The following is a 21806-nucleotide window of genomic DNA, read 5'->3' as shown; positions in this document are numbered from 1 at the left end:
GGCGCCTTGACCGAATAAACTGTTGGGGCAGATCAGTAAAAACAGCATTGTAAGTGACTTCACAGACTTACAGTTTGTTCTTGTACTATTTATGATTTTTGATGTGGACGGCAGCACCTGTTGTAGGGCTAATCTCCCAATGACAGCCGAAAGTGCACTCTGCGGATCCCCGCACGCCATCGTTTTTCCAAACCCAGCCTACGGGCAGACTGTTTATTTTGGCTGCCTCCTCTTTGGTCATAAAGGAAACCTGGAGGTCGTTTTCCATCTGCATTTTACCGTCTTCCAAAACTTCGAAGGCACCACTTTCCGCATTATGCTGATGGGGCATAAAAACGCCCAGATTATATTTGGCCAGTCTTGCCATCATTTCCTTTACTTCGGGCAGGTCAATAGCCTTTTGAGCCACCTGAAACGGTTCAGGTAAGAAATCCAGTACTTCCTTTGTTAATACATTATTTTCCATGATTTTGAGTTTTATTGGTTAATAAATTCATTTAAAGTTAAAAATTTATTGACCTGTAAACCAAGTTAATGGAATTATTTACAGCGCTTTACGTAGTAGAATGAAATAACAAAAAATGGACTTCAAAAGGATTTCTAAGCGTATGTGGGTCTTAAACTTGCGAAATTGTCACGGATTACAAATCCGCGACATCGGGGGAACAGTCGCGGATTTCAAAACTGATTTGGAAGGATTTTTTCAATTTATTTATATCCAAACAAATTAGTTTCTTGAAAGTCAATGATTCCTTGACTTCGCAGAATTTCTGTGTAGGCATCAATTCTGGTAGCAATTAATCTTGATCTGTTTGTTTTGGACCACTCATTCATAATTCCCACTAGTGCAGGACCGCGTTGAAGATCGTGTGGGTTTAGATACCATAATCCACAACCACTTATTCCGAACAAGTCCGGTCCATAGCTAAACGTTCTAGACTTTAAATTGGGCGTATTTTTTCTGTCATAGTCGACTATCAGGCTTAAATACTCATGTCGATTTACTTTGTAATATTCTGCACCTCCAACACATTTTGTAAAATTGAAGAAAGGTACACTATGAAAAGAATTTTTTGTAGTTGATTTTTTTGACCAAGTGGTAGGATATCCGAAAACAGTATATAATAATAAATTACTTTGGACATGATTTATTTCTAGATGTGAGCTTTCCAAAAAAGAATAGCTTTCTTTTAATGCAGCAATGGATTCAGGGTCAAGAACTAATATTCCTACATCTAAATCATCAGTTTCCCGATTTTCTTTAGGGAAATTTTTTATTACACTACCACCAGGTTTTAATAAAGTCTTACCTTCCTTTAAAGGAATGAATAATTCATCAAAATCATCAAAAACGTGGGCAGCTGAAAATAGAAAATGTTTTGATCCAATTTTAACAAATACTCCCGTCCCATTTTGTTTATAGGAACTTAGGTCTTTAAATAAGGTACAGGTATATAGTCTTATTTGATGCAGAGTGCTGATTTGTTTTTCTGCAATTTCTTTTATAAGGTCAGGCATATTCTATGTAATAATAAAAATATGTTGTAGCTTTAATATGCATTTGGATTACTACTGCATAATTTGAATTTAATCTTCACCCAGTCGATCCTGACTAACACCTTACCTCACCACCTTCCTCAACTTTCTGAAAAAGGCCTCCTCCAGATCCGCGATATGCAGCATGGATTGGGACAGAGAGTTGTAGATGTCGAATTTGCTGTTGCGGTTTTTGTAGACGCGGGCAATATCCACCGCGAAATCACGCCAGAGGTCACCGATGTCGGTTATTTCCCTGGAAAGTTCTTTCAGTTCGGGTTTCTTTAAAACGTCTGCCGCTTCCGCCAGAAAGGCGCCGTAAATGTAACGGAACCCGCCGCCGCCGGTACCGATCTCCTCCTGCATACGGATGAGCTGGCCCAAATAATGGTTTGTCGTTTTTGCGCCTTTTTTGTCGGCCCATTTCGGGATACTGCGCGCCACCCACCGGATGGCCTTTACGCCGATGATGGGAACCGGTGCGAGCATCTTGTTGCAGGTATCCTTAATTCCTTTTACAATGGCTTTTTCCAGCTCCAGCGTGGCCGGAATGTCTGTGGGAAAATACATGTGACCTTTCGGCGCCATAACGCCTTTGGCATAGCGTACGCGTTCCAGTTCTTTCTCGGTAAGTGTGGTGGTTTCGTTCATCACCGGATCGCTTATGAGGAACCGGTTGCCTTCCTTGCCGTACACCACCAGGTTATGGGCATTGAAGTGAAATTTATATTCCTCCGGGAAGTAAGTCAGATGAAAAACGCCCACCTGCAAACCCGTGGGAATTTTGTTTTCGAGGTTTCTTTCCAGCGCCGCCTGAGCTTCTTTTGGGTTGGAAAACCTTTGTCTTTTAATTTTTATGCCGAGCCTTTTGGCGGCTTTGGAAAAGATGGCACCGGGCATGGGTCTGTAACTGAATCCGGGGGCAAAATTGACTTTCAGAAAAGGCAGGTACACAAAATATAAACCCGAGCCAATGCCGAAAATCATGGGTTCGCTCAGGTTCAGGCCTTTGTCTTTCAGCAGGTTGGACGCCACTCCGTTTTCGCAGTGTGCCGTCTGGTGGTGGGTGAAGTTCAGTTTGGTTATATCGTTCATCTATTTTCCGTCAAAATTCTTTAGTTCCTCTACAGTGATTCCGAAAGCATCGGCATATTTCTGTAAGGTTTTTTCGCTTAGTTTTCTAAATTTTCCCGGTTTGGTGTGCTGTTTTACAAAGAACGTCCAGATTCCTACATAGCTGGAGAGTATGCTGAAATCCATCTTGTTCAGCTCCATAAAGTAAAGGATTGGACTGGCAGTTCCGTTTGCCACAGCGGCTTTGGCCTCATTCACGCGTTCGTTAATGAGTTCCATGCTTTCCTCCAGCGCTTTTGCTTTAGCGTCCCAGCCGGTGCTGCGTGCGGTGGTATAGTTTCCGTTTTCATCGGTCACATAGTAAAGATCCGTCATGTTGGCGGATTCCAGTGCACTTTTTTCCTGCGGAACTTCTTCTTTTTTCATAATCAGAATTTAGATGTCATCAATAGCTGTAAAATCTGCTCACTAAAGCGCCTTGATGAAAAGGCTGATCTCAGCTTCCACAAGTAATCGGTCCTCCAGATAGGTCAGGCACGAAATAGTGCAGATATCTCCGAACTGTGAGTTAAGGTGCGCTTTGGAAATAATTTCGCTTCCAACAGGCGGCAGTTCATGGATCTTCACTTTTTTAATATTGGTAATAAAACCGATTACCCTGGAGCCCGGATCTTCATGGTTGCGGATCTCATCGCCAAAATCCTGACCGGTAATCGCGGAACAGGTTTGGGCTACATTTTCAATCAGGCCTGATTCAACAAAAAAGCCTTTATCAACAAAAATATTATCGGGCTGTATCCGGAACGAGGTAATTACTTCTTCTTTCCGGATTTCCAGTATGCGGTCCACCATCAGCAGCGGTTCGCGGTGCGGAAGGAAGTCCTGAATGTTGATGTGGTTTTCCTTTTCCAAAATTATTTAACGACCGTCTTCATTTCCGAAGTAGCAATTTCTTTTCCGTTTACCGAACTGCTGATTCTCACCAAAGTTACCCCCATCATTTCGTTCAGGATCTCGACTTCGGTTTCAATCTTATCGCCCACGGCAGGCAAGGCTGAGATTTCAAAAGTCTTGATGGCACCGATGTAACCCACAGGCGGTTCTTCATCTTTCAGATAAAACTGATAGCCGGTATGCAAAGCCACACTTTGCGCCTGATGCTCCAGCACCCCCGAGGCCTGAAAGAAGCCATTGGCCACCAGAACATGTTCCTCCGGCACCGTGAAGCCCGATTTCAGTGCAGTTTCCTGCCATGAGAACAGGGCGTCCACCATTACAAACGGTTTTTTTTGTGGAATAAGGTTTCCGACAGTGTTTTTATCCGTAACCGGAAGTGAAATTTCCATTACATTACGGTTAACAGTGCGCAGGAATAAGCAAATCGGCCACTTTCCGGGATGCAGAGCAGTACTTTTTCGTCTTTTTTAAGTTTTCCGGAAGCCATCAGTTCTTCCAGCGCGATATATATTGATGCTGCACCGATATTACCTACTTCAGAAAGGTTGTAGAACCATTTTTCCTTAGGGAAATCAAGACCTACGGCTGCGAACTCTTCTCTTAAGCCATCTTTGAAGTAGTTTGAAGAGATATGTGCCAGCACATAATCCATATCGTCCGGATTCAGATTGTTTTTGTCGAATGAAGCTCTAAGCGCCTGTGCACCTTTTTTCAGGATGAAATCTCCCAGAAGTTTGGTGTCCTGTTTCAGCGAGAATATGGATTGCTTCAGCCATTCATCCGCCGAATATTCGGCCCATGACTTCAGACTGCCGTCTTCCTGTTTTTCGCAACCCGCGTACATACAGGCTTCCAGCTCATGTGCATAGGAAAAGAAGTCGATGAACTCAATTCTAAGGTTCACTTCTCCTTCACGCGGCTGTTTCTCCAGCAGGAAGGTACCGGCGCCGTCGGAAAGCATCCATCTTAAAAATTCCCTTTTGAAAGCGATAATCGGTTTCTCTTCCAGCTGCTTCAGGTTTTCTGCTTCGTGGTTGAACTTGTCTGCTGTCATCCAGGCCGAGAATCTTTCGGAGCCAACACAAACCGCGTTATTGGAATTTCCTGATTTTACCGACATAAAACCGTATTGAAGCGCGTTCATACCCGCGTTGCAAAGTCCCATAGATGTATTAATTTCAATGGAATGACTCGGTTTCAGTACGCCGTGAACCATTGAGGCATGGGAAGGCTGGATCTGGTCTGCTGATGTGGTTCCGCAGGTAAGCAGTTCCATGTCCTCTTTGGTGAAGTTTTCGTCGAAAAGCTTTTCTACCGCTTTGGCTGTGATTTCAGCGTTGGTTTCGGTGGGTTTATTGTTTTTGTCCAGCGCGTAATATCTGGTTTTGATTCCGTTGTTCCTAAGGATAAGTGCCTTTGCTTTTGAAGGTGTATCATTAACATAACCCAGGTAGTCTTCCATTTCGTCATTGGAAATTGGATTTCCCGGAAGATACTTGGCTGCCCTTGTGATATAAACTTGATTCATATTTTAGTAAAGTTATTTTTAAAGTCCCTGATAGTGTTCAATCTGTCTTTTTCTTTTCCTGTAAAAGAAAGGAGTCAGCAATGTATAAAAAAATAAAACAATGGGCGATACCACCCAAATGGCAAACATGAGGTAGAATTTGTAGACACCTACCCAAAATTTGCGGCTCTGAGGCTTTCTGGCAATGATTCCGGAAAAGACCGTAAAGAGTTTATTGCCTACGGTTTCCACCTTGATAAGGAAGGGGCGGATCTCTACGGCTCCGTTCTGTACCAATTCTTTCTGCATTCCACCATAGCTGCCACTCCCGGCATATTTCATAATGATTTGGCCGTATTTTCCGGCTTCATCAATCTCCTTCTGGGCAACACCCGCCGGCGGAAGCGGTTTTTTCTGTGCTTTATTTCCTGTCTGCATCCAGTTCAGGATGGTGATGACGCTGGTGTAATTATCATGCCTGTCTACCAGCGCAATATTTCCGACGAGTTCGGCCTGCAGCCTTTTTAAATGCACTTTAAGTTTATCCTGAGAGAGCATCCACATGTTTCTTGTCCCACTAATGGTGACTACCGGAGTGTGGGCCATCAGTCTTTCGGCAAATTCACTTTTAAGGAAAGAGATCACAGGAATCGAAGGAGTGAGAAACCATACCTGATAGCCAAAAAGGATCAGGTCGTATTTCGTATTCAGAATTTCCTCAGACGGCGGGATGATTTCACGCGGCACCTGAAGGTAGCTTTCCGGAAAAGTGTCATAGAAAACCTCCGGCTTCCAGGGAAATTCAAAATCCTCCTTCAGCTTGATCTCGTAATAGGTAATCTCAAAATGACTGCGGTCCCGGAATGCCCCGGCAATATTCTTCATGATCTCTTCCAGCTGTCCGGTTTGTGAATAATAGGTAACCAGTATCTTCTTCGGCATTGCAGTTTATGAATTTCTACAAAAATATTAAAATTTATCCATTATCTTAAAGACGGTAAGCCCATCTGTTGCCTCTGATGTTTGATAGCCGGCAGGAGCCTGCACCTCCGGTCTGTTCAGAAATATAATTCGTGCTGGAAGTTCAACGAGTTCATCCAGCTTAAAGCTGACGTCACTGATGAGCAACACATCCGGAACTGTTTCAAGGCTGTCCAAAGAATCCAGATACTGGATTTTCCGCCGGTGCAGCAGATAGCTTTGTCTGGCGGTATGCCTTTTTTCTACATCAACATTGTAGGAATTGATCTGGAGGCCCGCTTCCTGAAGAACCAAAAGCATGTCCAGCTGTCCATAGTCCGCGGAAATATGAAGTATATTGTCTTTTGGGCCGATCCACTTATTCAGCTCGTGGTACAGCTTTTTATTCTGCTTCCAGTCGGCATGAACATCCTTCACGATTTCCTTCTCCATATAATGATAGTTCATCAGTATCTTTTTTGCGAAATAATCCTCATCTTCGAGTTCTTTTCTCAGTTCGGAAAACTTCTCACGGAACAGCGCATTTACTTTTTTTGCTCTTTGCTGGTAAGTCTCACCAAAAGACATATCATCCCAGGCAATCCGCTTGCCCGTAACTACGGTAATACTGCCGTCATGAATAAAAAGGTCGCCCTTGGGCATTACTTCGGAAGTACCGTGAATGTAAACGGGCAGGATGTCCAGTTTAAGATGTTGCGCCAGATAAAATGCACCCTTGTGAAATCTTTGCACCAAATTAGTGAACGAGCGTTCTCCTTCAGGGAAGATCATCAGTGAATATCCCTGGTCCACCTTCTTTTTCAGGCGGTCCAAATTACCCTCCAGACCTTCGGAAACCGGAAAGAATCCCAGCCGGCGCACCAACCTGCCGAAAATGGGAGAATGGTATACCCAGTCGTTTACGAAAAATATGAGTTTATGGGTGGTCATGGCCATTGCCAGAATATCCAGAGAGGACGTGTGATTGGCGATAACCACGGCAGGTTTTTCAAACTTTTCTCCCGTTTGGTTGATTACTCTTTTCCGGACAAAAGGATTGGTATAAAGAACCATGGTGAGATAAGAAGCTACTATTTTTCTTAATTTTCCTTCATTGCTTCTGCTGAAGAATGGTGCGATAATTCCAAAAACAATTCCGCCAAAAGCATAAACAGTAAGTGAGAAAAGGGAATTAAGTACTACCCTCAATTTTACAGGCATCAAACCTGTTTGCGAACGCCTGCGGATGTATCCGAACATCAGTGGGTACAGAGCAAATGAAATGACCACAACAGCCACCATTCCCACCAGGGCTACTGTAGAAACCGAATACAGCGCAGGGTGTTTCGCGAAAATCAAAGCTCCTACCGCCAGCACGGTAGTGATAAGTGCCAGAATGATGGACACCCTGTAAAGCGGCAGCTGGTCTTTTCCGGTGCTGATCTCTTTCTGAAGCGCCTGGGTCAGGAAAATATTGAAATCGACACCGGCACCGAAGATTAACGTGCATACAATAGTACTGAAAATATTGAGTTCAAGCCCCATAAAGTAAAGGATGCCCGCAGTTACGACACCGGAAAGAACGATTGGGATCACGGCCATGACCGTAAGGTCTGTGTTCCGGAAAAAAATCAGAAATATAATGATGACGGCGATCAGCGAGTAATTGATGAGGTTGTTGAAGTCGTCCTTAAGTAAACCCAGGAAATTTTCATTGATCTGCTGGCGGTCTATGGCCAGGACTTCATTGTGCTTCTCCACATTGCGGATGAATTGGGCGCGCTGTGCTTCATTAACCTTCACAATAGTGGACAGTGTATGCATTCCCGGGCTGGCGCGGTAAAATTCTGAAAACTGCATGGCTGGCAGGTTAGAGTAATCGTTAAGTGAAATTGGCTGATAATTTCTGTTCAGCATCTCTTCAAATTCAGCGAAGGCCGAGTGATTAAATCCAAGTACAGCACCACCCATCTTCAACTTCGTAATAACGTCTGCTTTTCGGTCAGCGGTCCAGAATTGATTCCACCGGCGGACCCGCTGTTGCTGTTCTTTTTCTGAAAGTACCACTTCGCCTACCGACTGAAAACTCAGTATATTTTCCTGTTCCTGCTGGTCTTTTAAGAAAGATAACAGCTTTGTATTTTTATCAACAGCATCAGACGGTGAAGTGCCGTAAGAAACCACATGGATGGACTTCTCAGTAAGGTCGGAAAGTTCCTGCAGTTTTCGTTCATTCTGCTTCATTTCCTCGGGTACAAAATTCAGGTCAGAGATGTTTTGGTTGAATTTTATATGGCTGAAGCCAAAAAAGGAAATAACAATCAGCAGAGAGCAGATGATGACCAACGCCCTGTTTTTTTCATAAGGATATGCTCCGATTTTATCGATGAAAGTTTTCTTTTGAGGCGTTTTCGTTTTACCGGGCCTGTACAGATGCGGAATGAGCACCAAAGTAAAAAGCGCGGAAAAGATGACCGTAACACTGGCAAAAATCCCCAGGTCCCTGAGTGCCTCTGAACGTACAAAAACCAGGCAGAGAAAGGAGATTGCCGTGGTAGATGCACTCATGATTATGGGATGTGTAATCTCTTTCAGGACATCCTCTATATTATTGTTGTGCTTGTAATGGGTCAGAATATGGATAGCATAATCTATCGTGATTCCAATCAGTATCGCACTGACACTTAGTGAAATCGCGGATATACTGTCCTTTATTATGTAGATGAAAATCAATCCGGTGACGGCACCGAAAACTGTGGGAATGAAAATGATGATGGGTGCCAGTATATTCCGGAAATAGAAGATAAGCAGCAACAGAAGCACTCCGGTGGAAATCAGTACGGTGGTCTGGATGTCTTTTTTGATTTGTTTGGCATTGGCAGCGGCAATCAGCGGTGCGCCAAAAAAGGAAACTTCGGTTTGTCCCCGGAATTCCCTGTTCAGGCTGTCCTTAACAATATTAAGCTGTTCCGCAAAAATTTCATTGTTTTTAGTTTCGGCACCACCAAATGAAGGCTCAAGGAACAGAAGGATGTTTTTACCGTCTTTGGTAACAATATAATCGTCCTGCAGGAGGAAGTCTTTGTTTTCACCCAGCAGATTAAGCTTCTGCAGCCCCAGCGCGGTGATACCCAACGGATCTTTCTTGATGAAATCCCTGGTGACCAATCCTGCCGGAGATGATAGTGCCCGGTAATTGGCCGCGAGCCGTTGATTGATACTGTCGCCCGAAATGCGGTCCGCAATGATCCCGTAGTCATCTTCATCCAATAGCAGCGGAATATTTTGCTGTGCAAAATCAAATGTTTCTGAAATCTGGTCTTCATCCACTTTGCCCTGTACAGATTTAATGTACGGTTTCAGGGGCTCCAGCCTCTCAATGAAGGCATCTGCTGTTTCAGTAAGTTTTGCTCCATTGCTCCTGCTGTTTATAAGAACGATTATTTTGTCGCTGAACTCCAGTTGTGACAGTACCTGAGCTGTAATGTCGGATTTGCCGTTCTTAGGCAACATCTGGCTGATGTCTTCTTCAAATTTTATTCTGGAGGCGTAAAATGCACCGGCTGTCAGGAATGCCAGAGCCAGCAATGCCGCAATCAGGCGGTATCTTTCAATCAGATTATATAAAGAAATAAAAATCCTGTGCATAATTAGGTGGCGCAAAATTAATTCTTTAAAATAAACAGGAAACAGATTTATTTGGAGGCAGATCAGGTGACCCTTGTTAAGTAACTTTAAATAACACTTCAGTTCCTGCTTTTTGCATTTCAGCCAGTTGCAGAGAAGGGAAGTTTCGTTTTCAGTGCGTTTATCGTCTGCTGATTTAAGACCTGCAGATGTGGGTGGGATTTTCACATTTAAAAAAAACTCTACTTTTGCAAAAATTTTAGTTGATGCCAAAAAATTTAGTGATTGTGGAATCACCTGCAAAAGCAAAGACCATTCAGAAGTACCTTGGGAAAGATTTTGAGGTGAAATCCAGTTTCGGTCATATCCGCGACCTGCCTAAAAAAGGAATGGGGATTGACCTCACTACTTTTACTCCCGATTACGAAGTTTCGGCAGATAAGAAAAAGATAGTTTCTGAACTCAAAGATGCAGTGAAGAAGGCGGATACCGTATGGCTGGCTTCCGATGAAGACCGTGAAGGTGAGGCCATTGCCTGGCACCTGGCCCAGGAACTGAAATTGAAAGATGACAATACAAAACGTATTGTTTTTCACGAAATTACAAAGAATGCAATCCTGAAAGCCATTGAGAATCCGAGGTCTATTGACCAAAACCTTGTAAACGCCCAGCAGGCGCGAAGGGTTCTGGACCGGATTGTAGGTTTTGAAATGTCACCGGTACTTTGGAAGAAAGTGAAGACCGGACTCTCAGCCGGACGTGTACAGTCGGTAGCTGTCCGTTTGGTTGTGGAAAGGGAGCTTGAAATCAGGAACTTTGTGCCTAAATCAAGTTTTCGGGTAGAGGGTGCTTTCCTGAACAGTGAAAAGCAACTTATTGCAGCTAAAGTGAAGAAGGATTTTGCAGAAGAGCAGGAAGCCGAAAAGTTTCTCACCCTTGCAAAAGATACAGAATTCACGGTGCTTAATGTGGAAAAGAAACCGGGCACACGTACGGCCTCAGCACCTTTTACAACATCCACTTTACAGCAGGAGGCAAGTAACCGTCTCGGTTATGGCGTGACCTCTACCATGAGAGTGGCACAGCGACTTTACGAAGAAGGTTTCATCACCTATATGCGTACCGACTCGGTAAGTCTTTCCCAGGAAGCAATAAATGGTGCGAAAGCACAGATTTTATCTGAATACGGTGAAGAATATTCCCAGCCGCGCAATTACACAACTAAATCCGCATCGGCTCAGGAAGCTCACGAAGCCATACGTCCCACAGACTTTTCTGTGAAGTCGGTTGGCGATGCACAGCTTAACAGGCTTTATCAGCTTATCTATAAAAGGACGCTGGCCAGCCAGATGGCAAATGCCAAAATTGAGAAGACTGTAATTGAAATTGGAAGTCCAAAATTGCCTCAGCATTTTGAGGCGCAGGGTGAGGTTATCGTTTTTGACGGTTTTCTGAAGGCTTACGGAATTACCAAAACTGATGAAGATGAGGAGGAAAACAATGAAAAAATTCTTCCGAAAGTAAGCGTAGGTGAGGCATTGAGCTATAAAAAGATTGAAGCCACCGAAAAATTCACAAAACCTGCAGCCCGTTATACAGAAGCCGGCCTGGTGAAAAAACTGGAAGAGTTGGGCATAGGCCGACCTTCTACCTACGCACCGACGATACAAACCATACAGAACCGTGCTTATGTAGATAAAAGAGAAATTGAACCTCAGGAAAGGGAGATTATGAAAATGTCTCTAACCAAATCCGGGCTCAAGAAGGAAGTTCTTACAGAGAAGTTCGGGGGTGACAAAAATAAATTCGTACCTACTGATATTGGTGAAGTGGTAAATGATTTCCTGACGCAGAACTTCGCCGAGATCCTGGATTACGGTTTTACCGCCAAGGTGGAGCAGGATTTTGATGATATTGCCAACGGTTCGGAAAAGTGGAAGGAGATACTACAGGGCTTCTACAGCGATTTCCATCCGCGGATTGAGGATGTGGAGGAAAATGCCGACCGCGCAAACGGAGAACGCATCCTTGGAACAGATCCCAAAAGCGGTAAGAATGTCATCGCCAGAATCGGCAGATTCGGTCCAATGGTGCAGATCGGTGAGCAGGATGATGAAGAAAAACCGGTTTTCGCCAGCCTCATGGCCTCTCAGAATATCGCGACAATTACGCTGGAAGAGGCCCTGGAGCTTTTCAGACTGCCTTTTGACCTTCAGGAATACGAGGGACAGCCGGTTTCGGTAGGAGTAGGCCGTTTTGGTCCCTATGTAAAATGGGGTGAGACCTTCATCAGTATTCCGCGTGGCGAAGACCCTCTTTCTGTAACTCAGGAACGTGCTGAGGAAATTATCCGCGAGAAACAGATTGCTGATGCACCTGTGGCTACCTATAAAGGTGAAGGAGTGACAAAAGGAACCGGCAGATTCGGACCTTTCATCAAATATAAATCACTTTTCATCAATGTTCCCAAGCGCTATGACTTTGACAACCTTACACAGGAAGAAATGCATGAGCTTATAGAAGCTAAGCTGGAAAAAGAAGCCAACAGGTACATCCGCCAGTGGGAAGACGAGAAAATTTCGATTGAAAACGGAAGGTGGGGCCCCTTCATCAAATTCGGAAAGAAAATGTTTAAGATTCCGAAGACCAAAAAAGATGAAAAATATACCGCCGAAGAGCTGGCTGAGGTCTCTCTGGATGAGGTGAAAAAGTGGATTACTGCCCAGGACAAGGATGCCTTCAAGGAGAAACCGAAAAAAGCAGCTGTAAAGAAAACTGCTGTCAAAAAACCCGCAGCAAAAAAAACCGCCAAAAAGCCCGCTGCAAAAAAGAAATAAATATGCAGTAGTAAACAGAACGCTTCCAGGATATTATTACGGAAGCGTTTTTTATTGCTGCTTTTACTACTTTTGCAGTGCTTACTGAATACTGACATCCATGAATATTGAAGATATAATCATTCCGGCCGGTAAAATTGAAACCGAAAAATGGCAGTTGGGAAATTTGATTTCCGGCGAGATTGCTGAAGGTGGTATCGTCCTTATTTTCTGTTCAGATTATCGTGGTTTAAACGGTGGTGAGGCTGAAATACATGGTTTCAGAAAGGTGAGGCGGGAACTTTATAACCTTTCCCGTCTGGATTTTGAAATTCCCGTATGTGATCTGGGCGATTTAATCTCCGGGAAATCTCATGAGGATACCCACTATATTTTGCAGGAGCTGCTTTCAATCTGTCACGATAAGAAGGCGGTTCCCGTAGTGATTGGCGGCAGCTGTGATTTTTCATTTGCGCTGTTTTCCGCACTCAGTCATTACCACCGGGAAATAAGTTATACCAACATTTCGGCTATGATTTCTCTGAATGACCAAGGCGAAGGATTAAACGAGAAAAATTATCTGGCCAGGATTCTGGGTTCCAAAAACTTCCCGTTGCGGGATTATCATCACATGGCTTACCAAAAGCATCTCAATGAGCTGGATTCCGTAAAACTGATGAAGGAAGTTGAGTTTGACGTAATCCGTCTGGTCGAGATGATGGGATCTACAGAAAACACTGAACCTTATTTCAGGAGGGCAGATCTGGTAACTGTAAACTGTGACTCCGTGGAAGGTCCTGCCGGAGGTTTCTCAGTGAATCCCCAGGTGAACGGGCTGAACCGCCGTGAGGTTTGTGCCTATATGAAGGAGATAGGTCTCAGTGAGAATCTGAAGTCGGTGGGTATATTCAATTTTAATCCGCATTCCGACTCTTTGCTTAATCAGCAGTTGCTGGCCCAGATGGTTTGGCATCTCATAGAAGGTATTAATATTCAGAGGTCGCATCCTAAGGAGCGGCGCATGGAAACCTTTTATGTACCTGTGGACGATGTTCATTTTGCTTTTAAGCGGGACAGCTTTTCAGGATTGTGGTATTTTGGAGATGATGAAGATGTAGAAAAGCTAATTCCCTGCTCTCCGGCAGAGTATGCCCAGGCTAAAAGAGGAACACTGCCCGCGCGGCTCATGCGTGACCGCATTTAGGCACTGCATCAGTCCCGGTATCTTTTCAGCTCGTATCCCAACTATTGAATAATTGTGGAAAATTTCAAAAAAAGTGCGCTGGTAGCGACTAAATTAATATTTAATTGTTTATATTTAACTAAATATTATGAATTTCGGTAATGCAAAAATGTTTTATATTTGCAAAAATTAAATACTAAAAATAACCATAATCTATATTCTCCTATGAATAAAAAATTATTACTTAGCTTGTTTGCAGTTATTCTTACAGTAGCAAGTGTAAAGGCGCAACGGCACGAATTAGGTGTGCGTTTGGGAACAAGCAATTTGGTAGGAGACATAGGAAGAACAGGTTACGTTTTACAGAAGCCATTTGGAGAGACATCTACATATGGTTTTCCGGCATACGGCGGCATTATCTACCGTATGAATTTCAATCCGTATCAAACACTCCGTTTTGACCTTGGTTACAGCCATATCCAGTTTGGTGATGCCTGGGCCAAAGAAGAATACCGCAGAAACCGTAAGCTGTGGGGAACCAACACACTGCTGGAAGCTGATGCGATTTTTGAATACAATCTTTTCCCTGTGAATAACGAACAGGAACGCGGTATGCTGAGTCCTTATATTTTTGCCGGGGTAGGTGCCATGATGCATGATGTGACTCAGGCTACGCTGAACCATGACTACCGCCGCGATGTTGACGGTGTGGCGCAGGCACCGGTAAATGAAATTGACTTCAATACCACTGCCGAATATTACAGTGGCCGCAAAGTAACAGGTTACCTGCCTTTCGGTATCGGTTTAAAATATAAATTCAACTATAACTGGGCTATTTCGGGTGAACTTATGTTCAGGCCCACACTTACAGACCAGCTGGATTATAGTACAATCAGCGCGAAAGACCTGAAATCCACTTATAACACCGATATCCTGGCTCCTAATACCAATACGTCACTTTTACAGACGGATATTTATTATGCGGTATCCAAGGAAAGGGAAAGGGAGTTTTTGAAAAACAGAGAAGTGGGAGATCCAAACGGGAATGACTGGATAAACAGTGTAACCCTGGGAATCACCTATTCCTTCGGAAGACCTCCTTGTTATTGCGATTAATAAAATGCTGTCAGTAAAAGATCAAATCAATCCCGAGCATCTTCCCCGTCATGTGGCCATTATTATGGATGGAAACGGCAGGTGGGCAAAATCACGGGGAAAGGAACGTACATACGGACACAAAAGTGCTTTAACGGCGGTAAGAGATGCCATTAATGCCTGTAATGAGATTCATATTCCCTATCTCACTCTATACACTTTTTCTTCAGAGAACTGGAACCGGCCTAATGACGAAGTAAACAGCCTCATGGATTTGCTGGCGGAAACGCTTTTGCTAGAAGCTGAGGAAATTTTTACGAAAGGTTTGCGTTTACACATCATTGGCGATATCGAAAAGCTGCCGGATTTGGTGCGTGATCAGTTGCAGAATGTAATGGATCTTACAAAAGACAACAAACGCGGAAACCTGATCCTGGCATTAAGTTACGGCTCCCAGAAAGAAATCCTTAATGCTGTTAAACAGATCAGCAGTAAAGTTAAGGCAGGTGAGATCAGTGAAGATGATATAGACGAAAAACTGTTTGAAGATCATCTTTACACAAAAGACTTCCCCCCTGTCGATCTGATGATCCGCACCAGCGGTGAAGTGAGAATAAGTAATTTTCTTCTGTGGCAGATGGCTTATGCAGAGATGCAGTTTTTGGATATGCTGTGGCCGGACTTTAACCGTGAAACTTTTTTCCGCTGTATCCTGGACTACCAGATGAAGGAAAGGAGATATGGCAAGACCAGTGAACAGTTGGAGCACGAATAATTAATTAAAAGTTATTAAATATATAATGAAGTTTAGATTCATCCCTATTATTATGTTTGTTGCCTCGGCACATTTCTATGGGCAGGTAACTCCGCAAGGGGATCCGCAGGACAATAACCCGGTTTATGCTGAAAGCCAGACAGGGTCCTACAAATTGCAGGATATTGTGGTTGATGGGGTAAAAAGATATTCTCCGGCACAGATTTTACGTTTTACCGGCCTGTCCAAAGGTGAAATTGTGGATATACCCGGTCAGAAAATAAGTAATGCTATCCGCAAACTCTGGGAAACCAACTCTTTCTCCGAAGTTGAAGTTTACATCGAAAGCCAGCAGGGCGAAAGTGTGGTGCTCCGTTTCTATCTTCAGGACCTGAAGGAACTGGGTGAGGTTACTTTTACCGGAAAGGGAATCGGAAAAGCCAAAAACGAAAAACTGGCTAAAGACAACAATCTTAAGCCCGGAACCAAAATAACCCAGAACCTCGTTTCTACCATTAAGAGCAATGTTCCGAACGAATACATAAAAAAGGGTTTTGCTGATGCCAGGGTGACCATCAAGGATAAAGTGAATGCGTCCGATCCTAACCTTGTAGACTGGACCATTGAAGTGGAGAAAGGCAAACGGGTGAAGATAGACCGTATTGATTTTGAAGGAAACGAGAATGTTTCGGATTCCAGACTCAGAAAAAAAGGTTTTAAAGATACCAAGCAGAAAAGATTTGGTATCGGTGCCATTCTGAAGCCGTCTAAATTCATAGAAGAAAAGTATGAGGCAGACAAGCAGAACCTGGTGAACTATTACAATTCCCTGGGTTACCGTGATGCACGGATACTTTCTGACTCTGTGACAAGGAATGAAAAGAATAACTTCGAAATCAACGTAAAGTTGAACGAAGGCAAAAAATACTATATCGGCGATATTTCTTTTGTAGGAAATACGGCCTTTTCCACGGATTATCTCCAGCGTGTGCTGGGTTATAAGAGTGGCGATATTTACGATGCGGTAGGATTTAACAAGAAAGTTGGTGAAGATGGCGGTAAGGAAGATGATTCCGATATCAAGTCCCTGTATATGAACAACGGTTACCTTTTTTCTAATGTAACACCAGTAGAAAAATCGGTTAACGGCGATTCCATCAATCTGGAAGTTCGCATCAGTGAAGGCGAAAAAGCGACCTGGAATAGGGTGACGTGGAGCGGTAATACCACTACTCATGACCACGTGGTACTTCGTTCGCTTAGGACAAGACCGGGCAACCTATTCGCCAAAAGTGATATAAAGAGAACCTATTTCGATCTTGCGTCCATGTCCTTCTTCGATCCTCAGCAGATTGGTCAGGACATCAAGCCAAATCCTCAGGATAACACGGTAGATGTTCACTGGTCACTGGTGGAAAAAGGATCTTCCCAGGTACAGCTTCAGGCTGGTTATGGTGGTGACAGTTTCATAGGTACGCTAGGACTTACGTTCAACAACTTCTCACTTCGGAATTTCCTGAAGTTTAAAGATTTTAAACCTGTACCACAGGGTGACGGTCAAACACTGTCCATTCAGGCACAAGCGGGATATTATTTCCAGAATTACGGTATTTCATTCACCGAGCCATGGCTGTTCGGAACCAAGCCGACAGCACTTTCCATTGGGGTAAACCAGTCGCTTGTAAACTACGAGGATCAGTTCGGAATGGATCAGAAGCTGAATATTTTTTCGGCAAATGCCGGTCTGAACCGTCTCTTACGCTGGCCGGACGATTACTTCTCCTTGTATACAGGTTTGCAGTTCCAGCGGTACAATTTTAACAATTATCCGTTCCAGTTTGGTGAAACTACGGAGTATAACGGAAATGCCAATAACTTCAGCATTAATGTAGGTTTAAGCCGTAATTCTGCAGGTATTGACCCGATTTTCCCAACCTCAGGCTCCAATGTGGAAACTTCGGTGAAGTTCACGCCACCTTATTCGCTTTTCAGCAATAAAGACTACTCTTCAATGGCTCCTGCAGAAAAGTACAACCTGATGGAGTTCTACAAAGTAAAGGTGAAGAGTGATTTCTATAATGAGATCGTTGGTAAACTTGTACTTAGAAGTACTGCCGAAATGGGCTTTATGGATGGCTACAACAGTGAACTGGGTGCACCGCCGTTCGAGAGATTCTATGTGGGTGGAACCGGGCTTTTCGGCGGAAGGTTTGACGGCCGTGAGCTTGTACCGCTGCGTGGTTATGAAAATGCGACCACAAACGGAGGTACACGTGATGATGTAACTCAGTTGGGTGGAGGTACTATTTACAACCGTTTTTCGTTAGAGTTAAGATATCCGATCTCAATGAACCAAACTGCAAAGATTTACGCGCTTACTTTCATGGAAGGAGGTAATGTTTGGAACGATTGGGGCAAGTTTAACCCATTCCAGCTGAAACGTTCAGCAGGTGTAGGGGTTAGAGTATACATGGGTGCCTTCGGTCTGATAGGTTTTGATTTTGCCTACGGATTCGATAAGCCGCTATATAACAGTGAACCGTCGGGCTGGAAAACACACTTCCTGATGAATCAATCCTTATAAAAAAAACAATGAATAAGAGAATCCTCCTGTTTGTCGCATTTCTTTTTATTACATTTTCTGCAAATGCGCAGAAGATTGGAGTCGTGGACACCGATTATATCCTGCAGCGTCTCCCTCAGTATAAAGAAGCCGAAGGCCGGCTGAACGCTCAGGTGGACACGTGGCAGAAGGAAATTCAGAACCTTCAGTCGGAATATGAGAGAAAGAAGGCCGCATTCGACAGTGAGAAAGTGCTGCTTATTGGCGAACAGTTGAAGCAGCGGGAAAGGGAAGTGGTGGATCTTGATAAAAATATTAAAACTACCCTAAGTCTGCGTTTTGGAACTAATGGCGAAATTGCCAAGTTGAGGGCCAATCTTACACAGCCTTTCCAGGACCAGATTTGGGAAGCCATAAGAACAGTATCCGAGAAAAACGGTCTTGGGATCGTACTGGACAAGAGTAACAACATCAGTGTTATTTTCCTTCAGAAAAGGTATGACTACACGGATAAAGTACTGGACCTGCTAACAAAAAATACAGGCGGTAAATCATCGGGTGCAAAATAGATTTAACTTCGCCCGCATTAAACAATCAAAAAAAAGAACCTAAATTATTAATCAAAATTATGAGAAAATTAAGTGTATTATTTGCTGCAGTAACGATGTTCATGACTGTTGGAATGGCAAAAGCGCAGAAGATGGCATCCCTGGATTACGAGCAGGTATTGTCTCTTATGCCTGAAACGAAAAAAGTTTCAACAGATCTCGAGAACTTCAGCAAATCAAAAGAAGCAGAACTCAAAAAAATGGGAGATACCTGGCAGGCAGATGTTCAGAAATATCAGGCTGAAGGAGCTAAGCTAACGGAAGCACAGAGAACTGCTAAGGAAGCTGAACTCCAGAAAACACAGCAGAACCTTCAGCAGATGGCAGTAACTGCACAGCAGGATCTTAACAAAAGAAGAGAATCATCTCTGAAGCCGATCATTGACAAGCTTAATGCAGCAATTGCAAAAGCTGCCAAAGCGAACGGATGGGATTTTGTTATTGACGCAAGCGCTTTAATCTACAAAGGTGGGCCAGACGCAACTGCCGCAGTTAAGAAAGAGCTCGGACTTTAATTTAACAAACATTTATACAGCTTAACCACCTTGCATAGAGGTGGTTTTTTTATTTTTGCGCCATGAATAAAGAAATCTCGACACTGGTAAAAGTGCGTTTCAGTGATTGCGATCCGATAGGACACCTGAATAATGTGAAGTATCTGGAATATATGATGAATGCCCGTGAAGACCATGTAGAGTCCTATTATGGTTTTACATATGAAGAATATTCGCGTAAAACCGGCTGCACCTGGATCACAGTGCAAAATGAAATTGCCTATCTTCGTGAAGTCCGTTTCAATTCCAAAGTACAGATCAGCAGCAAAACGATTGAGGTGCGCGACCGTATTTCCAAAGTTGAAATTCTGATGAAGAGCGAAGATGGTAAGACAATAAATGCGGTGCTTTGGATCACGGTAATCTATTTTAACATGAAAACCAGAAAATCTGAAATCCATCCGCCAGAAACCCGCGGAATGTTTGAAGAGTTCTTGACTGAAGTCCCGGAGAAAACGTTCGCCGAGCGCGTGGCATTTTTCAGAAAACAAAATAAATCAGCTTAATTACACATTAATGAAAAAAATACTTGTTGTTGGAGCCAATGGGCAGTTGGGGAAATGCCTGCAGAAATTATCTTCGGATTATGACTGGAGCTATAACTTTATATTTTTAGCCTCCGGCGATCTTGATATCACCGATTCAGGGGCAGTGCTTTCGGTTTTGGAAGAAGAGAAACCGCACTTCTGTATCAATGCTGCTGCTTACACCGCTGTGGACCTGGCTGAGCAGGAGGCCGCGCAAACCTTCGCAGTGAATGCGGACGGTCCGGGAAATCTGGCACAAGCCTGCAGAGAAGTGGGAGCGGTGCTCATTCATATATCTACGGATTATGTGTTTGACGGTGACACCGAAATCTCTTATGATGAGGATAACTTCACTAACCCGAATGGTATCTATGGTGCTTCTAAGCTTAAAGGTGAACAACAGGTGATGGAGTCTAATCCAAAATCTGTTATCATAAGAACTTCATGGCTCTATTCGGAATACAATAAGAATTTTGTAAAGACCATGCTACATCTTTTTTCTGAAAGAGAAGAGATAGGAGTGGTGAATGACCAGTTTGGTCAGCCCACCAATGCGAATGATCTTGCCGAAGCTATAATGCAAATTATAGAGTCAGACAAACGTGTATATGGTGTATTTCATTTTTCAAATTATGGAGAAACCACCTGGTTTCATTTTGCCAGAAAAATTGCTGAACTTTCCGGTTCTGATATAAAGATCAAAGCACTCACGACCGCAGAATATCCAACACCCGCCGCAAGGCCGCGCCGCAGTACATTGGCGCTGGACAGGATTGAGTCTGCGTACGGAATAGAACCCAGGTATTGGGAAAACAGTTTACAGGAATGTTTGCAAACAATTATGGTGTCAAAATGAGAAAACTGATCTGTTTGTCCGCATTAATTGCCACTCATTGGGCATTTGGCCAGAATGTGATCTGGAACGAAGTGGTGAAAAGCCGGGAGGGAACAGAAAGGGAGCTGTACCGGATTAACCCAGAGATTTCCAAAGCTGAATATTTGGGTGAAGTGGAAGTTCAGGGATTCTCTGCTGACGATGCGAAAGTATTTGGACTTATATATAAGAAGGCTAAAGAAATCGGAGCAAATTCATTTTCATTCCGCCCTTTTGAATCTGTGGACGGCAAAAAGCAGAAATTTGATCCGTGGAACTATCGGATAAGTTTATATTATATGCCTTCCGCAGAAATTCCCGAGGAGAAAGGAGTGCTCTATATATATGCGCCGCCCGCGCAGGACCAGAGTGTTTCTTTAAATAATACTAAAATAAAGTTTAAGGAGCGCACGTATACAGTAAGGAAGCTTGCCGATGGTGAAACCTATTCACTGTCTACCCGTAAACTCCTGGGTTCCTCGGTAAAGCTCAAAGCAGATGTAAATCAACCCGCTCAGTATCTGCAGCTTCAGGCCTTCCAGGTACAGTCGGCACCGTATGGGGAGGCGGGCATTAATCTTAAGTCGGGTGATATCATAAGATTGGAACGCTCTTTTGCGGATTTCCTTAGCGTCGTTTATACCCAATTTAAATAACTTTAAAGACAGGGGATCAATTGTAAGCAGTTTATTGGGGCAATATTTTTGGGTTAAGAGTTCCAATTGTTTTTCTCAGTTAAGTATTTCCCCCTTCACCCTCAGTCATTTACACAATTTCCTGAGAATTTTATAACATTTTATTTGGAGGGAGTGGATATTTAGGTATCTTTGCAGTCCCAAATCGAGAGACCAGGGAGCGAAGTAGAAGACAAGTCAGGGTGTAGGTAATAAGAGAGTGGAACTGCGGGAAGCGGTTTAAAATTTTATTAAAAAACATTTGGCAGTTTAAAATTAAGTTGTACTTTTGCAGTCCCAATTCGAGGTAACGAGAAAGGGGGAAGCGCAGGAGAGACTTAAGGGTCAGATTTGAGAGAGGAGGTTAGTTAAGGAGGGGGTTTGCTGAACAATACAGTGAATATCCGGACTTAAAAATTTCTTAAAAAAGATTTGGTCATTTAAAAAATAGTTTATACTTTTGCACTCGCAATTCAGAGGCACAACGACAGAAGATG

19 protein-coding genes are annotated in these 21806 nt (G+C 43.5%); 10 read left to right on the top strand and 9 right to left on the bottom strand.

The genetic code is table 11. From position 1 onward, the window contains the following. Nucleotides 1–85: 85 nt before the first annotated feature. The 9 genes from P0M11_RS03015 to P0M11_RS02975 all read right to left on the bottom strand — a co-directional run bounded on the left by P0M11_RS03015 (nucleotide 86) and on the right by P0M11_RS02975 (nucleotide 9682). Nucleotides 86–466 (bottom strand): hypothetical protein, encoded by a 381-nt coding sequence (locus P0M11_RS03015; protein ID WP_158065054.1) that lies wholly within the window; start codon nucleotides 464–466, stop codon nucleotides 86–88. Between the two features lie 242 nt (nucleotides 467–708). Then, nucleotides 709–1518: a hypothetical protein gene (locus P0M11_RS03010; protein WP_275624403.1), complete on the bottom strand. Its 810-nt coding sequence runs from the start codon at nucleotides 1516–1518 to the stop codon at nucleotides 709–711. Between the two features lie 102 nt (nucleotides 1519–1620). Next, entirely contained in the window at nucleotides 1621–2631 is a 1011-nt protein-coding gene (locus tag P0M11_RS03005; protein WP_275624402.1) for a BtrH N-terminal domain-containing protein, read from the bottom strand. Then, the gene (locus P0M11_RS03000) at nucleotides 2632–3036 is read right to left on the bottom strand and encodes a hypothetical protein (RefSeq protein WP_275624401.1); all 405 of its coding nucleotides are present in this window, start codon (nucleotides 3034–3036) and stop codon (nucleotides 2632–2634) included. A 42-nt stretch (nucleotides 3037–3078) separates the two neighbouring features. Then, nucleotides 3079–3522 carry an ABC transporter permease gene (locus P0M11_RS02995; protein ID WP_345774350.1) on the bottom strand — a complete coding sequence of 148 codons (444 nt, stop codon included), beginning with the start codon at nucleotides 3520–3522 and terminating at the stop codon, nucleotides 3079–3081. 2 nt (nucleotides 3523–3524) lie between these two features. After that, a complete protein-coding gene (locus P0M11_RS02990) occupies nucleotides 3525–3956 on the bottom strand; it encodes a hypothetical protein (protein ID WP_275624400.1) in 432 nt (143 codons plus the stop codon). Continuing rightward, nucleotides 3956–5095, bottom strand: a complete 1140-nt coding sequence (locus tag P0M11_RS02985) for a beta-ketoacyl-ACP synthase III (RefSeq protein WP_275624399.1) — start codon at nucleotides 5093–5095, stop codon at nucleotides 3956–3958. Before P0M11_RS02985 ends, P0M11_RS02990 begins: the two co-directional genes overlap by 1 nt. Before the next feature lie 18 nt (nucleotides 5096–5113). Next, on the bottom strand, nucleotides 5114–6016 hold the full coding sequence (locus P0M11_RS02980; RefSeq protein WP_275624398.1) for a dialkylrecorsinol condensing enzyme DarA: 903 nt from the start codon (nucleotides 6014–6016) through the stop codon (nucleotides 5114–5116). Nucleotides 6017–6043: 27 nt separating this feature from the next. Then, complete coding sequence (locus P0M11_RS02975) at nucleotides 6044–9682, bottom strand: MMPL family transporter (protein WP_275624397.1); 3639 nt, start codon at nucleotides 9680–9682, stop codon at nucleotides 6044–6046. A gap of 245 nt (nucleotides 9683–9927) precedes the next feature. Here P0M11_RS02975 and topA point away from each other — a divergent pair, with 245 nt between their 5' ends. From topA to P0M11_RS02925, 10 genes are all read left to right on the top strand, one after another. Beyond that, on the top strand, nucleotides 9928–12498 hold the full coding sequence (gene topA / locus P0M11_RS02970; protein WP_275624396.1) for a type I DNA topoisomerase: 2571 nt from the start codon (nucleotides 9928–9930) through the stop codon (nucleotides 12496–12498). Nucleotides 12499–12598: 100 nt separating this feature from the next. Next, nucleotides 12599–13681 carry a formimidoylglutamase gene (locus tag P0M11_RS02965; protein ID WP_275624395.1) on the top strand — a complete coding sequence of 361 codons (1083 nt, stop codon included), beginning with the start codon at nucleotides 12599–12601 and terminating at the stop codon, nucleotides 13679–13681. Between the two features lie 204 nt (nucleotides 13682–13885). Then, nucleotides 13886–14776, top strand: coding sequence for a DUF6089 family protein (locus tag P0M11_RS02960; RefSeq protein ID WP_275624394.1), 891 nt, complete (start codon nucleotides 13886–13888; stop codon nucleotides 14774–14776). A 4-nt stretch (nucleotides 14777–14780) separates the two neighbouring features. Next, nucleotides 14781–15530, top strand: coding sequence for a polyprenyl diphosphate synthase (gene uppS, locus P0M11_RS02955; RefSeq protein WP_275624393.1), 750 nt, complete (start codon nucleotides 14781–14783; stop codon nucleotides 15528–15530). Nucleotides 15531–15555: 25 nt separating this feature from the next. Further along, a complete protein-coding gene (gene bamA, locus P0M11_RS02950) occupies nucleotides 15556–18093 on the top strand; it encodes an outer membrane protein assembly factor BamA (protein ID WP_275624392.1) in 2538 nt (845 codons plus the stop codon). Between the two features lie 8 nt (nucleotides 18094–18101). After that, nucleotides 18102–18641, top strand: a complete 540-nt coding sequence (locus tag P0M11_RS02945) for an OmpH family outer membrane protein (protein WP_275624391.1) — start codon at nucleotides 18102–18104, stop codon at nucleotides 18639–18641. 59 nt (nucleotides 18642–18700) lie between these two features. Beyond that, nucleotides 18701–19195, top strand: a complete 495-nt coding sequence (locus P0M11_RS02940) for an OmpH family outer membrane protein (protein WP_158065040.1) — start codon at nucleotides 18701–18703, stop codon at nucleotides 19193–19195. Between the two features lie 62 nt (nucleotides 19196–19257). Then, nucleotides 19258–19740: an acyl-CoA thioesterase gene (locus P0M11_RS02935; protein ID WP_158065039.1), complete on the top strand. Its 483-nt coding sequence runs from the start codon at nucleotides 19258–19260 to the stop codon at nucleotides 19738–19740. 10 nt (nucleotides 19741–19750) lie between these two features. Then, nucleotides 19751–20617, top strand: a complete 867-nt coding sequence (rfbD, locus tag P0M11_RS02930; RefSeq protein ID WP_275624390.1) for a dTDP-4-dehydrorhamnose reductase — start codon at nucleotides 19751–19753, stop codon at nucleotides 20615–20617. Then, entirely contained in the window at nucleotides 20614–21291 is a 678-nt protein-coding gene (locus P0M11_RS02925; protein ID WP_158065037.1) for a hypothetical protein, read from the top strand. The genes rfbD and P0M11_RS02925 overlap by 4 nt, the downstream gene beginning before the upstream one ends. The last annotated feature ends 515 nt before the right edge of the window (nucleotides 21292–21806 follow it).

Source organism: Kaistella sp. PBT33-4 (assembly GCF_029194425.1).
GTDB lineage: Bacteria > Bacteroidota > Bacteroidia > Flavobacteriales > Weeksellaceae > Marnyiella.
The sequence above is the reverse complement of the archived record's forward strand: the minus strand, read 5'-3'. Positions and strand labels throughout refer to the sequence as shown.

Coding starts and splice junctions, on each gene's coding strand:
- P0M11_RS03015 (WP_158065054.1), bottom strand. CDS start 466: ATGGAAAATAATGTATTAACAAAGGAAGTACTGGATTTCTTACCTGAA.
- P0M11_RS03010 (WP_275624403.1), bottom strand. CDS start 1,518: ATGCCTGACCTTATAAAAGAAATTGCAGAAAAACAAATCAGCACTCTG.
- P0M11_RS03005 (WP_275624402.1), bottom strand. CDS start 2,631: ATGAACGATATAACCAAACTGAACTTCACCCACCACCAGACGGCACAC.
- P0M11_RS03000 (WP_275624401.1), bottom strand. CDS start 3,036: ATGAAAAAAGAAGAAGTTCCGCAGGAAAAAAGTGCACTGGAATCCGCC.
- P0M11_RS02990 (WP_275624400.1), bottom strand. CDS start 3,956: ATGGAAATTTCACTTCCGGTTACGGATAAAAACACTGTCGGAAACCTT.
- P0M11_RS02985 (WP_275624399.1), bottom strand. CDS start 5,095: ATGAATCAAGTTTATATCACAAGGGCAGCCAAGTATCTTCCGGGAAAT.
- P0M11_RS02980 (WP_275624398.1), bottom strand. CDS start 6,016: ATGCCGAAGAAGATACTGGTTACCTATTATTCACAAACCGGACAGCTG.
- P0M11_RS02975 (WP_275624397.1), bottom strand. CDS start 9,682: ATGCACAGGATTTTTATTTCTTTATATAATCTGATTGAAAGATACCGC.
- topA (WP_275624396.1), top strand. CDS start 9,928: ATGCCAAAAAATTTAGTGATTGTGGAATCACCTGCAAAAGCAAAGACC.
- P0M11_RS02965 (WP_275624395.1), top strand. CDS start 12,599: ATGAATATTGAAGATATAATCATTCCGGCCGGTAAAATTGAAACCGAA.
- P0M11_RS02960 (WP_275624394.1), top strand. CDS start 13,886: ATGAATAAAAAATTATTACTTAGCTTGTTTGCAGTTATTCTTACAGTA.
- uppS (WP_275624393.1), top strand. CDS start 14,781: ATGCTGTCAGTAAAAGATCAAATCAATCCCGAGCATCTTCCCCGTCAT.
- bamA (WP_275624392.1), top strand. CDS start 15,556: ATGAAGTTTAGATTCATCCCTATTATTATGTTTGTTGCCTCGGCACAT.
- P0M11_RS02945 (WP_275624391.1), top strand. CDS start 18,102: ATGAATAAGAGAATCCTCCTGTTTGTCGCATTTCTTTTTATTACATTT.
- P0M11_RS02940 (WP_158065040.1), top strand. CDS start 18,701: ATGAGAAAATTAAGTGTATTATTTGCTGCAGTAACGATGTTCATGACT.
- P0M11_RS02935 (WP_158065039.1), top strand. CDS start 19,258: ATGAATAAAGAAATCTCGACACTGGTAAAAGTGCGTTTCAGTGATTGC.
- rfbD (WP_275624390.1), top strand. CDS start 19,751: ATGAAAAAAATACTTGTTGTTGGAGCCAATGGGCAGTTGGGGAAATGC.
- P0M11_RS02925 (WP_158065037.1), top strand. CDS start 20,614: ATGAGAAAACTGATCTGTTTGTCCGCATTAATTGCCACTCATTGGGCA.